Origin of the sequence: Saccharomonospora sp. CUA-673, from assembly GCF_001942305.1 — a bacterium.
Classification (GTDB): Bacteria; Actinomycetota; Actinomycetes; order Mycobacteriales; family Pseudonocardiaceae; genus Prauserella.
In genome coordinates, this window is sequence record NZ_MKKE01000012.1 from 38,403 (window position 1) to 52,925 (window position 14,523).

General features: G+C 71.4%; 15 protein-coding genes and 1 pseudogene. 2 read left to right on the top strand and 14 right to left on the bottom strand.

Going from position 1 to position 14,523, the window contains the following annotated elements:
- Positions 1-3: 3 nt before the first annotated feature.
- Together BJF85_RS07655 and BJF85_RS07660 are read right to left on the bottom strand one after the other, a co-directional pair.
- A complete protein-coding gene (locus BJF85_RS07655) occupies positions 4-1,989 on the bottom strand; it encodes a M48 family metallopeptidase (protein ID WP_075846361.1) in 1,986 nt (661 codons plus the stop codon).
- 50 nt (positions 1,990-2,039) lie between these two features.
- Entirely contained in the window at positions 2,040-2,642 is a 603-nt protein-coding gene (locus BJF85_RS07660; protein ID WP_187346880.1) for a LemA family protein, read from the bottom strand.
- A 138-nt stretch (positions 2,643-2,780) separates the two neighbouring features.
- Here BJF85_RS07660 and BJF85_RS07665 point away from each other — a divergent pair, with 138 nt between their 5' ends.
- Positions 2,781-3,740: a 5'-3' exonuclease gene (locus tag BJF85_RS07665; protein WP_075846411.1), complete on the top strand. Its 960-nt coding sequence runs from the start codon at positions 2,781-2,783 to the stop codon at positions 3,738-3,740.
- A gap of 28 nt (positions 3,741-3,768) precedes the next feature.
- Here BJF85_RS07665 and BJF85_RS27180 read toward each other — a convergent pair whose 3' ends face one another.
- The 6 genes and pseudogenes from BJF85_RS27180 to BJF85_RS07685 form a co-directional block, all read right to left on the bottom strand.
- Entirely contained in the window at positions 3,769-4,170 is a 402-nt protein-coding gene (locus BJF85_RS27180) for a DUF4333 domain-containing protein (RefSeq protein WP_139320519.1), read from the bottom strand.
- Positions 4,094-4,522, bottom strand: coding sequence for a sterol carrier protein domain-containing protein (locus BJF85_RS31245; RefSeq protein ID WP_369822117.1), 429 nt, complete (start codon positions 4,520-4,522; stop codon positions 4,094-4,096). Before BJF85_RS31245 ends, BJF85_RS27180 begins: the two co-directional genes overlap by 77 nt.
- Positions 4,447-5,256, bottom strand: coding sequence for a GNAT family N-acetyltransferase (locus tag BJF85_RS07675; RefSeq protein WP_369822118.1), 810 nt, complete (start codon positions 5,254-5,256; stop codon positions 4,447-4,449). Before BJF85_RS07675 ends, BJF85_RS31245 begins: the two co-directional genes overlap by 76 nt.
- Positions 5,232-5,405, bottom strand: a complete 174-nt coding sequence (locus BJF85_RS31250; protein WP_369822119.1) for a hypothetical protein — start codon at positions 5,403-5,405, stop codon at positions 5,232-5,234. The genes BJF85_RS07675 and BJF85_RS31250 overlap by 25 nt, the downstream gene beginning before the upstream one ends.
- 74 nt (positions 5,406-5,479) lie before the next feature.
- On the bottom strand, positions 5,480-6,235 hold the full coding sequence (locus BJF85_RS07680) for a DUF4333 domain-containing protein (RefSeq protein WP_075846413.1): 756 nt from the start codon (positions 6,233-6,235) through the stop codon (positions 5,480-5,482).
- Positions 6,236-6,363: 128 nt separating this feature from the next.
- Positions 6,364-9,149 (bottom strand): annotated as a pseudogene (locus BJF85_RS07685) (DEAD/DEAH box helicase).
- Positions 9,150-9,300: 151 nt separating this feature from the next.
- Between BJF85_RS07685 and BJF85_RS07690 the strand changes: the two are divergent.
- Positions 9,301-9,714, top strand: coding sequence for an MmcQ/YjbR family DNA-binding protein (locus BJF85_RS07690; RefSeq protein ID WP_075846362.1), 414 nt, complete (start codon positions 9,301-9,303; stop codon positions 9,712-9,714).
- On the opposite strand, the gene BJF85_RS07695 is transcribed toward BJF85_RS07690, so the two are convergent.
- The 6 genes from BJF85_RS07695 to BJF85_RS07720 form a co-directional block, all read right to left on the bottom strand.
- Positions 9,677-10,633 carry a diacylglycerol kinase family protein gene (locus BJF85_RS07695; protein ID WP_075846363.1) on the bottom strand — a complete coding sequence of 319 codons (957 nt, stop codon included), beginning with the start codon at positions 10,631-10,633 and terminating at the stop codon, positions 9,677-9,679. The two genes, BJF85_RS07690 and BJF85_RS07695, sit on opposite strands and share 38 nt — an antisense overlap.
- A gap of 3 nt (positions 10,634-10,636) precedes the next feature.
- The gene (gene tatC, locus BJF85_RS07700; RefSeq protein WP_075846414.1) at positions 10,637-11,557 is read right to left on the bottom strand and encodes a twin-arginine translocase subunit TatC; all 921 of its coding nucleotides are present in this window, start codon (positions 11,555-11,557) and stop codon (positions 10,637-10,639) included.
- Between the two features lie 85 nt (positions 11,558-11,642).
- A complete protein-coding gene (gene tatA / locus BJF85_RS07705) occupies positions 11,643-12,008 on the bottom strand; it encodes a Sec-independent protein translocase subunit TatA (RefSeq protein WP_075846364.1) in 366 nt (121 codons plus the stop codon).
- A complete protein-coding gene (locus BJF85_RS07710) occupies positions 12,005-12,271 on the bottom strand; it encodes a bacteriophage holin (RefSeq protein WP_075846365.1) in 267 nt (88 codons plus the stop codon). Before BJF85_RS07710 ends, tatA begins: the two co-directional genes overlap by 4 nt.
- Positions 12,272-12,280: 9 nt before the next feature.
- Positions 12,281-13,261, bottom strand: a complete 981-nt coding sequence (locus tag BJF85_RS07715; protein ID WP_075846366.1) for a YafY family protein — start codon at positions 13,259-13,261, stop codon at positions 12,281-12,283.
- Complete coding sequence (locus tag BJF85_RS07720) at positions 13,258-14,241, bottom strand: YafY family protein (protein ID WP_075846367.1); 984 nt, start codon at positions 14,239-14,241, stop codon at positions 13,258-13,260. The genes BJF85_RS07715 and BJF85_RS07720 overlap by 4 nt, the downstream gene beginning before the upstream one ends.
- Positions 14,242-14,523: the final 282 nt, after the last annotated feature.

Genomic DNA, 14,523 nt, shown 5'->3' on the forward strand with positions numbered 1-14,523 from the left:
CGCTCAGTTGCCCTGGCCGACCGACAGGTTCGCCGGCAGCGGCGGCATCGGGCAGTGCAGCATGGCGCAGACCGTGCGCAGCAGTTCCGATTCGGCGACCGTGAGGGCGCCGTCGTCGGCGACCACGGTGACGAGCGCTTCGACCAACGTCTGCGTGTCCCGGCCGGACAAGCCGTCGAGCACGGGCCACGCCTGGTCGAGCACCTGCGGTCCCTGCGGCGGCGGCGCGAACGGCAACGACACGCCGGGCAGCACCCGCTGCAGGCCGGCCTGGAAGGCGCGTTCGCTCGCGGCCGGGCCGGAGCCGCCGGCGGCGGCGAGCACGGCCAACACGGTCGCGACCGACTGCTGCGCCGACGACAGCGTGCTCCGGCGGCGTTTCCACGGCGGCTGCTGGTGCACCGCCTCGTGCAGTTCGCGGCCGAGCAGTGCGGCGAAGCAGTACTCGAACACGCTGGTGCGCCCGTCCGCGGCGGCGAGGGCGCCGACGGTGTCCCGGAGCGCGTCGATGGCCTGCGGCGGACGCTGCCGCAACGCGGGGAAGGCCACCTCGGCCAGCGGCAGGCGCAGCGACGGATCGAGCTGGCTCAGCGCTCCCGCGTCGGTCCAGGCCGCGCCGGCGAGCGGCGCACCCCAGCGGGAGGCGATCAGCTGGTACTGGTTGCCCCGAACCTCGGGGTGGTTCGACAGCAACAGGCCGAACATGAGGGGCACGGCCGCCTCGGGGCTGTGCGCGCGGTCGAGGAACGCCTGGGGAATGCGGGCCAGTACGGACGCGCCCTGGTCCTGCGCGGAGCGCTGACCACCCTGTCCGTCGGAACCGCCGATCATGCCGACGGTGCCCGCGACGGCCGACACGTGCGCCGCGGCCACGTTCCCGGCCGCCCCTGGCTGTTCCTGCGGCGGAGGGGGCGGGCTGCCCGCCGGCGCCAGTCCGAGCGCGGCGTCCTCGTGCAGACCCGACGGCGGCTGCTGCGACCACTTCTGGCTCAACGCGCGGAGTTCGTTCGGGTCGAACGAGGGGTCGAGCGCGCGGATGCGCTCGGGCAGCGGCGGATGGGTGGCCAGCATCGACCGGCGCTTGCCGCCCTCGCCGAAGAGCATGTGGCTGACGTCGTCGGTCTTGCCGGCCCGCAGCTGCGAACCGGTGGGCAGGCCGCCGATCTTCTTCAGCGCACCCGCAAGCCCCTCGGTCTGCCGGGTGAACTGCACGGCGGAGGCGTCGGCGAGATACTCGCGCTGCCGCGACACCGCCGCCTTGATGACCCGGCCGGCGAACACGCCGATGAAGCCGACGACCATCGCCACGAGACCGATCATCACCAGCGGCGCGGCGCCACCGCCGCCACCGCGGTTGGAGCTGCCCCCGCTCCTGCCGCCCGAACCGAGCATCACCCGGCCCACGACCGCCAGGCCGACGAGGCCGGCCAGCACGCCGATCAGCTTCATGTTCAGGCGCATGTCGCCGTTGACGACGTGGCTGAACTCGTGGGCGATGACGCCCTGCAGCTCGTCGCGGTTGAGCCGGTCGAGCGCGCCCTTCGTCACGGCGACCGCGGCGTTGGCCGGGGACCAGCCCGCGGCGAACGCGTTGATGCCCTGTTCGTGCGGCATGACGTACAGCTCCGGAACCGGCGTGCCGGAGCTGATGGCGATCTCCTCGACGACGTTGCGCAGCCGCCGCAGGTCCGGATCGCCGGTGTCCTGCGGCACCGGGACCGCGCCCATGCTGCGGGCGACCTTCCCGCCGCCGTGCCGCCGCAGCATCAACGTCCGCACGATCGACGTGCCGCCGATGATCAGCAGCATCACGGTGCTCGACATCAGCAGCGCCCCGATGAGCGTCTCGGCCGGCTGCTGGTGCAGGCCGGTGAAGAAGACCACCGCGACGTTGACGACGGCGATCACGGCGATCACGGCCACGATGAACAACACGATCAGGCGGGCCGAGGCCTTGCGGACGTCGTCCTGTCGTTCGAAGAAGTTCATGCTCGTCGTTCACGTCCCCCGCGTCACGGTGTGCGTCTCGCTCCCCTGGATCAGAAGTTGATCTGCGGCGCCTGTCGGGCCTCGGGCGAGTCGATCTCCAGCAGCGCGGCGCCCTGGAAGCCGAACATCCCGGCGAGGATGTTGGTCGGGAACGTCTCGCGCTTGTTGTTGTAGGCCATGACGCTGTCGTTGTAGCCCTGGCGCGCGAACGCGACCCGGTTCTCCGTGGAGGTCAGCTCCTCGGACAGCTGCATCATGTTCTGGTTGGCCTTCAGGTCCGGGTAGGCCTCGGACAGGGCGAACAGCCGGCCCAGGCTCTGCGTCAGCGCCGTCTCGGCCCCACCCAGCTGCTGCATCGCGCCCGGGTCGCCCGGGTTCTGCCGCGCGGCCTGCTGGGCCTGCACCGCACCGCCGCGCGCGGCCACCACGGACTCGAGGGCCTCCCGCTCGTGCTGCATGTAGCCCTTCGCCGTCTCGACCAGGTTCGGGATCAGGTCGTGCCGGCGGGTGAGCTGCACGTCGATCTGGGCGAACATGTTGCGGTAGTGGTTGCGCCGCTTGACCAGCGCGTTGTAGCCCGTGATCAGCCAGATGACCAGCACGGCCACGATGACGACCGCGATCACGATCGCCACGATCAGTCCGGTACTCATGACGGTGTTTCCTCCCCTTTGATCTCGACGTGCGTCCGCAGACTATCCGGAGGTCCCGGACGGGGCAGCCATTTGGACAAACTTCGCGTCGGCGTGTGGCGCAACCTACCGGGAGCCGACCGTGCGAGGCTGGTGCCCGTGAGTCGAGCTACCGAGGGTCCCGTCGCGCTGCTGGACGCGGCGAGTCTGTATTTCCGGTCGTACTTCGCCCTGCCCGAGTCGATGAAAGCCCCCGACGGCACGCCCGTCAACGCGGTGCGCGGGTTCGCCGACACGGTGGCGCGCATCCTCACCGACCGCAGGCCCGCCCGGCTCGTGGCCTGCCTCGACGCCGACTGGCGGCCGCAGTTCCGCGTCGACGCGCTGCCGAGCTACAAGGCGCACCGCGTCGCGGCCGAGGTCGAGCAGGGCGCCGACGTCGAGGAGGTGCCCGACACGCTCACCCCGCAGGTGCCGATCATCCTCGAGCTGCTGGAGGCCGCGGGCCTGGCGACGGCCGAGGCCGCCGGGTTCGAGGCCGACGACGTCATCGGCACGCTAGCCGCGCGGGAGGCCGCCGCCCCGGTCGAGGTGATCACCGGCGACCGCGACCTGTTCCAGCTCGTGCGCCGCGAACCGACGCCCACGTCCGTCATCTACGTCGGCAAGGGCTGGGCCAAGGCCGAGGTCCTGGGCCCCGACGAGGTCGCGGCGAAGTACGGCGTGCCGGCCGAACGGGCGGGCGCGGCCTACGCGGACATGTCCATGTTGCGCGGCGACCCGTCCGACGGACTGCCCGGCGTCGCCGGTATCGGCGAGAAGACCGCCGCGAAGCTGATCACCCAGTTCGGCTCGTTCGAGGCCCTCCTCGAGGCGTCCCGGAAGGAGAGCCCCGACCTGCCGGTCAAGACCCGCGCGCGGCTCAACGAGGCAGCCGAGTACCTGGCCGCGGCGCCGACCGTCGTGCGGGTGGCGGCCGACGCGCCCGTCGAGATGTCCGGCGGCGACGCCGTACCCGCCGGTGCGGTGGACGAGAACCGTGTGCGGGAGCTGGCCGAACGATGGAACCTGGGCGGTTCGGCCGGCCGGCTGCTCGACGCGCTCGCCGCGCACGGCTGAGCCACCGAGACACGCCGGCTCGCCGGGGTCACTGGAGGGCGCCGACCTCGTAGCTGCCGTCCTCGCCGGTGACCGTGATCGTGACCTTGCGCTGCTCCCCGGCGACCTCGACGTAGCAGGCGAACGTGCTCTCCACCTCGACCGGCCGGTTCCCCGGACATGACACGGCGCCCACATCGTCCAGGCGGTAGTGCTCGACGAGGACGTTGTGCACGTCGTCGTTCATCCGGTCGACGTCGAACATGCGCACCGTCTCGGTCGGTGTCGTCACCGGCGAGGGCGCCGACGCCATGGTCGGCGTGTCGGACGTCGTCGGGGTTGCCGGGTCCGACGAACCCGGCTCCTGCGTGTGCTCACCGTCCGGGCCGCACCCGGCGACCAGGATCGAACCGGCGATTCCCACGATCGCCGCCACCAGACGTCTCCCCACGGCCCCTCACCTCGGCGTTGATCTTCCGCGAGCTAGAAGAACGTACCGCACCATGGGGCCTCCGCGGTCGCGAAGAGCCGGTCGGATCGCTCGGCCGAACGGTCGGTGAGCGCCTGGGCACGACCCGTGGCGACCAGCTGCGACGCGTCCGCGCACCGAGGTACACCGTCGCGAGCGCGTCGACGTCCAGCCGCAGGTCCGGCGCCCGGTCGGTGCGCGTCACGCCGTCGGGGCCGACCGAGTAGGTGCCGGTGTTGGCGGGCAGGAACGGGTCGGTCACCTCGCCACGAGCTGCTCGTCGCCGTAGGTGCGTGCGGCCAGCGCCGCGGGCACGTCGATCAGGCGCAGCCACAGGTCGTCGCCCAGGTCGGTGGTCGACACCGCCCGCGGATCGGTGAGCAGCAGGTCGAGCGGTTCGTCGACGGGTCGCAGCGCCGCCTCGATCGTGTCGACCAGATCGACCGACAGCAGGTACCGCCAGAGTCCCGCGGCCGCGGCGGTGTTCGCGGTGTGGAGGTCGACGACGGTCAGCTTCGCCTGGTCGCCCTTGGTGCGCTCGACCGTGTAGACGGCGAATCCGTCGATCCCGTCGGGCCCCTCGTGGGTCACGCCCTGCGGCCGCGTCGCCGACGGTCTGGTCAGATGCGAGCGCATCATGCCCCACCACGCGTCCGGCCGGGCCAGCATCCCCGGCCGGGTGGCCGCCCGCGGATACACCTCGGGGACGCGGCCGATCAGGCCGTCCAGGTCGTGGAGTTCGACGCGTCCCCCGGCGGGGGCGTCGTCGCGCACGCGGGCACGGGCGCGCTGGATCCTCAGGTCGCGGCCGAGGGTGGCGGCGCCGTAGCCGAACCGGCCGTAGATCGCCGCCTCCGTGGCGTGCAGTCCGGCGGCCACGGCCCCGCGTTCGGCCAGGTCGGTCAGCTGGGCCCGCATCAACGTGCTCAGCACGCCGCGGCGGGTGCGGTCGGCGCGCACACCGACATGCGTGACCGCGCCCAACGACACGTCGGCGCCGCCGGGCACCGTCAGGGCCGAGTCCCACGCCCACGCGGTCCCGATCAGGCGCCGGAGTCGCCGTCCCACACGCCGTGCCGGCGCCCGGTTCGGTTGACCTCGCTCGAGCCCTGCCATTCCTCGTCGGCCAGGGGCGGGACGTGTAGCGCCGAGCGGAACAGGTCCACCGCGCCGCGGATATCCGGCTCGGCCACGAGGCCCACGTCGTGATCGGTCATGTCACCGATCCTTTCGGACGCGGGCGCGGGCCCGCCACCGGATTACGCCGCACGGGTAGGGCGGGCGGAGCCGATCACTCGAGGCGGCCGACCTGGTAGCGCGCGTCCTCACTCTGGACCGTGATCGTGACCTGCTGTTCCTCGCCGCCGACCGCCACGGTGCAGGTGAACGTCTCGTCGACGGTCACCGGCTGGTCCTCGGGGCAGGACACGCTCTCGATGCCCTCGACGCCGTAGTTCTCGGTCAGTACCCGCTCGACGTCGCGGTTCATCGCCTCGGCGTCGAACACCTTCTGCACGAGCAGACCGGGAACCCAGAACAGCACCACCGCGAGCACGGCGATGACGATCGCCGCGCCACCGAGGCCGAACCACAGGCCCTTGCCGGACTTCTTCTTCGGCGGCTGCGGGGGCGCCGCGCCCATGCCCGGGGGCGGGCCGAACTGCCCCTGCCCGGGCGGGTAACCGCCGGGCGGCGTCCCGGGCTGGGTGTAGGTGCCCGTGCCCGGGTAGGTGCCCTGCGGAGGCATGCCGGGCTGCGTGTACCCCGGCTGCCCCGGCTGCTGCGGAGGCTGCTGCTGGCCCGGTTGCCCGGGCTGAGGCTGTCCCGGCGGGGGCTGCTGCGGATACCCGGGCGACGGACCGTAGCCCGGCTGCGGGTAGCCGGGCTGCCCACCCGGTTGCTGCGGAGGCTGCTGCTGGGGCGGTTGTCCCGGCTGCTGGGGTGGCGGGCCGTAGCCCGGCTGGCGCGGGAAGCTGCCGGAAGGCGTGCCCTGAGGAGGTTGTTGCCCCCATTGCTGCGGGTCATTGCCCCCGTACGGCGTGCTCATGGTCGGTGCCTCCGCCACTGTCGTGTCTCGACTCGTCGTTCGCGTTGTGCGCGATCCAACCACAACACTGTGACCGATCGTCACGGGTCCTTGTTTACCGTCCGATTCGCCGGGGTCACAGCCGGGAGTCAGATCTCGCCGGCCGCGACCACGCCGCGGCGCAGGGAACGTGCCGCCTTCGCGGCCACGCCGCCGACGGAGTGTTCCTTACCGAGTACGTCCTTGAGCTGGTCGAGCAGGTCGATCACCTGGCGTGCCCAGCGCACGAAGTCGCCCGCCGTGAGCTCCTGCCCGTTCGCCTCGGACGTGGTGAGCACCTTCTCCAGCGACTCCCCGCGGGCCCACCGGTACACCGGCCAGGCGAAACCGGCGTCCGGTTCGCGGGTCCGGTCGAGCCGGTGCCTGCGCTCGTCCTCGGTGAGCTCGCTCCAGATCGTCACCGTGTCCTGCCAGGCCTTGGGCACGGCGCCCTGCGGCAGTTTCGGCTCGGCCATGGCGTCCCGGCGCGCCTCGTACACCAGCGTGGACACGACGGCGGCCAGTTCGGGTGCGGACAGGCCGTGCCAGACGTTCCTGCGCACGCATTCGGCGGCGAGCAGGTCCGATTCGCTGTAGAGCCGGGCCAGCAGCATCCCGTCCTCGGTCACCCGGACCTCGTCGGCGCCGTCACCGCTGCCGGCCTCCTCGAGGTAGCCGCGTTCGGCCAGCAAGCCGCAGATGCGGTCGAACGAGCGGGCCAGCGAATGGGTGGTCGCGGCGACCCTGCGTTCGAGCTGGCTGGTCTCGGCAGCCAACCGTTGGTGTCGTTCCACCCAGCGCAGGCTGGCCTCGCGGTCGGCAAGGCCGTGCACCGGGTGGCGGCGCAGCTCCTGGCGCAGCTCGAGCAGGTCCGGATCGTCGTTGGAGTCGGCCCGCCGGCGCTGCCCGGAGGGCTTCGCGATACCCGCGTTGCGCAGCGACGAGGCGATGTCGCGCCGCACCTTCGGCGAGCGCAGCTCGACGTGCTTGGGCAGTTTGACGCGGCCGAGCGCCTCGACGGGCGAGGTGAAGTCGGCCGCCGACAGCGGACCGGACCACCGGTCCTCGGTGACCACGACCGGCCGCGGCTCCCGCAACGGGTCCAGACCCGGGTCGACCACGACCGCCAGCCCGGAGCGGCGCCCCGAGGGCACGAGGATGACGTCGCCCTTGCGCAACTTCTCCAACGACCGGGCCGCCTCGGCCTTGCGGTGCTGGCTGTTCTGCTTGGCGAGGTACTTCTCGCGGTCGGAGATCTTCTTGCGCAGCTCGACGTACGAGGACAGCTCCTCGAAGTCGCCGGATGCGGCATCGGCGTAGCGGCGAGGGCCTCCTTGTTGCGTTCGATCTTCTTGGCCGTGCCCACGACCGCGCGGTCGGCCTGGAACTGGGCGAACGACTGCTCCAACAGCTCGCGTGCCTGCGCGGCGCCGAACTGGCCGACAAGGTTGATGGCCATGTTGTAGCCGGGCCGGAACGAGGACTTCAGCGGATACGTGCGGGTCGAGGCCAGGCCGCCCACGTGCCGCGGGTCGACGCCCGGCTGCCAGAGCACGACGGCGTGCCCCTCGACGTCGATGCCGCGCCGCCCGGCCCGGCCGGTCAGCTGCGTGTACTCCCCCGGCGTGAGGTCGACGTGCGCCTCGCCGTTGTACTTGACGAGCCGTTCCAGCACGACGGTGCGCGCGGGCATGTTGATGCCGAGCGCAAGCGTCTCGGTCGCGAACACGACCTTGACCAGGCCGCGGACGAACAGCTCCTCGACGGTCTCCTTGAACGCCGGCAGCAGGCCCGCGTGGTGCGCGGCGACGCCGTGTTCGAGGCCCTCGCGCCACTCCCAGTAGCCGAGCACGCCGAGATCGGATTCGGGCAGGTCGGCGGTGCGTTCGTCGACGATCTGCCGGACCTCGGCGATCTCGTCGGGATTGTTCAGCCGCACCCCGGCGTGCAGGCACTGACCGACGGCGGCGTCGCAGCCGGCGCGGGAGAAGATGAACGTGATGGCCGGCAGCAGGCCCGCACGGTCGAGCCGGTCGACGACGTCCACGCGCGAGGGCGGCCGGAACTTCGGCAGCCGCGGTTTGCCCCGGTCCCGACGTCCGCGCTGGCCCCGGTTGTTGCCGAACGCGGGCGGCGCGTGCATCCGCGCGACCTCCTCGACACGGCGCAGCAGCTGCCGGTTGATCTTGGGTTCGTCGCCGTGCCCGTCCCCGACGAACAGGTCCATCAGCCGGTTGCCGACCATCATGTGCTGCCACAGCGGCACCGGACGGTGCTCGTCGACGACGACGGTGGTGTCGCCGCGCACCGTGACCAGCCATTCGCCGAACTCCTCGGCGTTGCTGACCGTGGCCGACAGACCGGCGACCCGCACGTACTCGGGCAGGTGGAGGATGACCTCCTCCCACACCGCGCCGCGGAACCGGTCGGCGAGGTAGTGGATCTCGTCCATCACGACGTAACCGAGCTCGTCGATCGTGTCCGAACCCGCGTACAGCATGTTGCGCAGGACCTCGGTGGTCATCACGACGATCGGGGCGTTGCCGTTGATCGCGGTGTCGCCCGTCAGCAGGCCCACGACGTCGGAGCCGTGCCGCTCCACCAGGTCGGTGTACTTCTGGTTCGACAGCGCCTTGATGGGCGTCGTGTAGAAGCACTTGCGGCCCTCGGCCAGGGCCAGGTGCACGGCGAACTCGCCGACGACGGTCTTGCCCGCCCCGGTCGGGGCGCACACGAGCACGCCGTGCCCGTCCTCGAGCGCCTCACAGCCGCGCACCTGGAAATCGTCGAACTCGAACGCGAGGTCGGCGGCGAACCGGGCGAGCTGCGGGTAGTCGCTGCGCCGCCGGGCCGCGGCGTACGCCTCGGCCGGGCTGGGAGAGGCGGAAGGATCCACGTCGTCAGGGTTTCACATCGGCGGTCCCGCGCGCATGAGGTTCGGGTGTGGTTCGGCACGTGTTGCGCACGGGCCCCCGTTGTTGCCGTGGTTGCCGATGTTGCCGTGTTCCGGCCGGCGGTGTCGGTGGTGGCGGCTACCGTGCCGGGTTATGACCCCGGATCGATTGCGCGCGGTGTGCCTGGAGTTCACCGGCGCGGGCGAGGAGTTCCCGTTCGACGAGCACATCAGCGTGTTCAAGGTCGCCGGGAAGATCTTCGCGCTCTCCTCGCTCGGGCATCGGCCACTGAGCGTGAACCTCAAGTGCGATCCGGAGCTGGCGACACAGCTGCGCGCGTCCTACCCCGCCGTGCGGCCGGGCTGGCACATGAACAAGCGGCACTGGAACACGGTCGTCCTCGACGACGGTTCGCTGCCCGAACGGCTGGTCGTGGACATGATCGAGGACTCCTACGACCTGGTCGTGGCCAAGCTGCCGAAGGCGATCAGGGAGCGTCTCGGGTGGAAGGCCCTGGCCGAGGAGAACGTCAACCGAGGACCGGCAGGGCCCGCGGCACACACGTGAGCGACACCGGCAACCCGTCGAGCGGCTCGCCGTCGGCGAAGACCGGCCAGCCGCCGGCCGCATCCCGCTCGGGTCCGGCCGGCTCGATCCGCACGCGACGGACCCGGACGGTGGTGACCTCCGAGTGCTCGACGTGGCGGCCCGTGCGCAGGCGCGGCAGCACGCGCAGCAGTTCCCGGTAGCCGACGGCACCGACGACGGTGACGTCGAACAGGCCGTCCTCGGGATCGGCGGCGGGGCAGATCGGGATGCCGGCGCCGTACCAGGCGGTGTTGCCCACGGCGACGAGCATCGCGGGCTGCTCCCACTCGCCGCGCTCGGTCGCGACGCGCACCGTGCGGGCCCGGAACGAGGCCAGTTCCGCGAGGATCGCCAGGTCGTACCGGCGCGGGCCGGGTGGCCAGGCCAGGCTGTTGGCGCGGGCGTTGACCGACGCGTCGAAGCCGGTGCACAACACCGTGCCGAACCAGGTGCCGGCCGGGTCGGCGCCCGGCCGGTCGTCGTGTGGGCGTTCGATGTGTGGGCGTTCGATGTGGCCCAGGTCTATGCGCCGGGTGCGGTGGGCGTTCAACGCGGTGGTGGCGGCGTCGACGGCGGCGGCCGGGTCGGTCGGCACGCCGAGGGCGCGGGCGAGGTCGTTGCCGGTGCCCGACGGGATCAGACCGAGTGCCAGGTCGGTGCCGGCGCAGTACTGCACGCCCTGGTGGGCGGCCCCGTCCCCGCCGAGCATGAGCACGGCGTCGAGACCGGCGGCCCGCGCCGTGTCGAGGCGGGTGCGGAACGTCTCGACGCTGTCGGCCTCTATCACGTCCAGCGCGTCGACGTGGGGCCGGAGGCGGGACGCGACCGCGCCTGCGAGCTGCGCGGCCGCGCCCTTGCCGGAGCCGGGGTGGAACGCGAGGGCGGCACGAACCCCCATGCGTTACGTGACGTCGTCGGTGCGGGTGCCGCCGCGACCGCGCTCCCGAGGCTCGTCGTCACCGTCGGCCGAACTCGGGGTGTACTCGAACGGTGCGGCCTCGTTGTCGTCGAGCTCGGCCCAGCCGTCGGTACCGCGTTCCTTGTCGAGCTTGCGGTCGTGGAAGCGGGTGACCTGCAGGGAGATCTCGAACAGCAGGCACAGCGCACCGGCGAGGGCGATCATGGAGAACGGGTCCGCGGGCGTCACGAACGCCGCGAACACGAACATGATCATGATGATGCCGCGGCGCCACTTCTTGAGCGTCTCGTAGCGCACGGCGCCCACGCGGTTGAGCATGATGATCACGAGCGGCAGTTCGAAGCTCACGCCGAAGATCAGCAGCAGCGTCAGGACGAACGAGATGTACTCGGCACCGGTGAACCACGTCGCGAACTCGCCGCCGCCGAACGTCGTCAGGATCTCGAGTGCGTACGGGGCCATGAAGTAGGCCAGCAGCGCACCGGTGACGAACAGGAACGACGCGAGACCGACGAAGATCATCGCGTACTTGCGTTCCTTGGGGTGCAGTCCGGGCGAGATGAACGCCCAGAACTGATACAGCCACAGCGGCGAGAACAGCACCGCACCGGCCGTGAGACCGACCTTCATCTGGATCATGAAGGCCTCGAACGGGACGGTCTGCAGGAGCTGACACCGCTCGCCCTGCGGATACCGCATCTCGGCGGGGATCTGGCAGTAGGGCCCCGTGACGAGGTTGCCGAGGGAGGGCAGCACGCCCGGGATCTCGTTGCTGAACCAGATGAAACCGAGGATGCCGCCCGCGACCAGGGCGATCAGCGCGTAGCCGAGCCGACGACGGAATTCGTAGATGTGCTCGATGAGCGACATGGTGCCGTCGGGGTTGTGCCGACGGCTCCGCATCTTCCGCTTGCTGCTTCGGCCTTCGCGCTTGTCGGAGGTGTCTTCTCCCACGAAAGCGTTCCGTTCTCGATCCGCCGGAGCGGTGTCAGCCGTTCTTCTGAGCCTGCTCCGCGCCCTGCTGCTTCTTCAACTCGTCGAGCTGGCGCTGCAGCTGCTCCACCTGGTCGTCCGTCGACGACGCAGCGGACCCAGAGGTCGCGGAGGTCGCGGCGCTCGCGCCGGAGTCGTCAGCAGCCTTGGCCGAGGTGCCGGAGATCTGCTTGGAGTCGGCGGACGTGGCGGTGTCGCCGTCGTCGTCGGCCTGCTCGCCCCGCATGTCCTTCGTCTCCGCCTTGAAGATCTTCATGGACTTGCCGATCGAGCGGGCGGTGTCCGGCAGGCGCTTGGCGCCGAACAACACGATGACGACCAGCAAAAGGATGAGCAAATGCCACGGCTGAAAGGCGTTCATGGTAGGTGGCCTCCCTGTTCGTTCAGGCCCGATCGTACTGGTTCGGGGACCGGCTGAGGGCGGTTTCGGGAACACAGATCGCGAACGGCCACGCCGACCGCGGCGGCGCGGGCGCGGATCATCCCCGTCCGGGACTCCACGTCGGCGCGCATCGTGTCGGCGGCACTCCGGAAGCCTTTCACCGCACCGCCGAGGCGGAACAGGACCAGGCCGAGAACGACCAGTCCCACGCCGACGCCGGCGGCACTCAGCACGTACAACACGCGATCACCCTACTGGTCCCGGGTGAGCGCCAGGTGACGTGCTCGTGCCAATCCGGCGGCGGCCCGTTCTCGAACCGCTACCGCCAGTTCATCCGGTTTGTCCACGATTGCCCGACCTCCGAGTCCCAGGACGAGGCGCACCATCCACGACTGGTCGCCGTAGCGCATCCGCACCCGTAGCCGTCCGCCCTCGAGCTCGGCGAGTTCGTCGCACGGGTAGTACTCGGCGACCCAGCGCGCGTCCGGTTCGAGGACCAGTTCGGCCTCCGGGTACCCGTCGCGCGGGGAGAACACGCCGTCGGACAGGTCGGTGTGCCGGGCGTGCGGCGGCGGTGCGGCGGGTTCGTCGGTGACCTCGAGGTGGTCGATGCGGTCGAGGCGGAACAGTCGTACCGCCTCGGCGCGCCGGCACCAGCCTTCGAGATAGCCGACGGCCTGCACGATGAGCAGCCGCATGGGGTCGACGGTGCGGTCGGTGATCTCGTCCTTGGAAGCGGTGTAGTAGCGCATCTGCACCGCTTTGCCCTCGTCGAGAGCCCGGCGGACGAGTTCGCGGGTCCGCGCGGTGCGTTCGCCCTCGCGCAGCCCGTGCCCGACGACGACGCCCGCGGGTTCGGCCTCCCCGGCCGCGGCCTCGATCTTCGCGATGGCGCGCCGGACGGCATCGGTGTCCACGACGCCGGGCGTCTCCCCCAGCGCGCGCAGGGCGATGACCAGGGCGCTGGCCTCGGCGCCGGTGAGCCGCAGCGGCCGGCGCATGCCGGCGTCGAAGGTGACCGACACGGTGTCGCCGTCGAAGGACAGGTCGATCAGGTCGCCCGGTCCGTAGCCGGGCAGTCCGCACATCCACAGCAGTTCGAGGTCGCGGCGCAGCTGTTTCGGCGTGACGTCGAAGTCCTGCGCGGCCTGGTCGATGCGGATGCCGGGCCGGGCCAGCAGGTACGGCACGAGGGCCAGCAGCCGCGGCATCCGGTCGGTCGCGGCGCTCATCGCGCACCTCCCGGGCCCGCGGCGACGCGTTCGAGTCGGTCGAGCACGGCCTTGGCGAGCACGTCGGGTTCGAGCACGACCGCGTCGGGTCCGTGACCGGCGATCCAGTCGGCGGCGCCCTCGGGGTGGTACAGGTCGATCTCGACGACGTCGCCGTCGATGCCGTCGACGGTGCGCGCGCCCAGGACGCGGGCGTGCCTGCGGATCCCGGCGGCCCGGCCCTCTGCCAGCCACAGCTGCGCCGTCGTGGTGGCCGACCGGTCGTCGGTCCCGGACGCGCCGGCGACGAACGTCAGCAGGTCGACCCCCTCGGGACGCTGGACCACGCCGGTGTCGCCGAACGGTTCGACGTCGCCGGTGATGCGCGACAGGCGGAAGCAGCGGGGTGCGCCGCGGTCGCGGTCGTGGCCGACGACGTACCAGCGGCCGCGCCACGACACCACGCCCCACGGTTCGAGGGTGCGGGTGAGCCGTTCCGGCGAGTCCGAGCGGCGGTAGGCGAACCGCACCGCCCGACCCTGCTGGACGGCGGCCAGCAGCGGGGCGAACGCGGGTTCGGTGTGCACGCGCGGTTCGACCATGGCGTGGGTCTGGTCGTCGACCTCCACCCCGGCTGCGCGGAGTTTGACCAGCGCGCCGTGCGCCTGGCCGGTCAGGTCGGGCGAGTCCCACAGGCGTGCAGCCAGCGCGACGGCCGTCGCCTCGTCGGGCGCCAGGTCGATGTCGCCGAGCTCGTAGTCGCGCCGCGCGATGCGGTACCCCTCGGCGTCGAACGCCGAGTTGCTGCCCGTCTCCAGGGGAATGCCCAGTTCCCGCAGCTCGGCCTTGTCGCGCTCGAACATGCGGAAGAACGCCTCGCTGCTCGAGGCACCGGCGTAGCCGGGCACGATCCCGCGGATCCGCTCGGCCGTCAGGTACTGCCGGGTCGACAGCAGGGCGAGCACCAGGTTGACCAGGCGTTCTGCGCGGGCGGTGGACACCCCACCAACCCTAGCTCGCCCGCCCCGAGAACTCCCGCAGATCCCACCGGCAAGCCTCCCCCTGGCGGTGGAAGCCCCCGAGGGCCCCATGGTCGCGTTCAACGCACCCAATCTTCCCTTCGCGCGGCGCTCGTGCACCGTGCTCCGGCTGCGTAGGCTGCGGCAGGGACGGACGAGCTACGGGAGGTCCGGGTGACCCGGTTCGCGGTCGGCGACGTGACGCTCGCATTCGAGGATGTCGGCCCGCGAGGGGCGACTCCGGTGGTGTTGATCCACGGGCAC

Coding starts and splice junctions, on each gene's coding strand:
- BJF85_RS31250 (WP_369822119.1), bottom strand. CDS start 5,405: ATGACCGATCACGACGTGGGCCTCGTGGCCGAGCCGGATATCCGCGGC.
- BJF85_RS07695 (WP_075846363.1), bottom strand. CDS start 10,633: ATGGGGGTTCGTGCCGCCCTCGCGTTCCACCCCGGCTCCGGCAAGGGC.
- BJF85_RS07655 (WP_075846361.1), bottom strand. CDS start 1,989: ATGAACTTCTTCGAACGACAGGACGACGTCCGCAAGGCCTCGGCCCGC.
- BJF85_RS07660 (WP_187346880.1), bottom strand. CDS start 2,642: ATGAGTACCGGACTGATCGTGGCGATCGTGATCGCGGTCGTCATCGTG.
- BJF85_RS07715 (WP_075846366.1), bottom strand. CDS start 13,261: ATGAGCGCCGCGACCGACCGGATGCCGCGGCTGCTGGCCCTCGTGCCG.
- BJF85_RS07690 (WP_075846362.1), top strand. CDS start 9,301: ATGACCCCGGATCGATTGCGCGCGGTGTGCCTGGAGTTCACCGGCGCG.
- BJF85_RS07680 (WP_075846413.1), bottom strand. CDS start 6,235: ATGAGCACGCCGTACGGGGGCAATGACCCGCAGCAATGGGGGCAACAA.
- tatA (WP_075846364.1), bottom strand. CDS start 12,008: ATGAACGCCTTTCAGCCGTGGCATTTGCTCATCCTTTTGCTGGTCGTC.
- tatC (WP_075846414.1), bottom strand. CDS start 11,557: ATGCGGAGCCGTCGGCACAACCCCGACGGCACCATGTCGCTCATCGAG.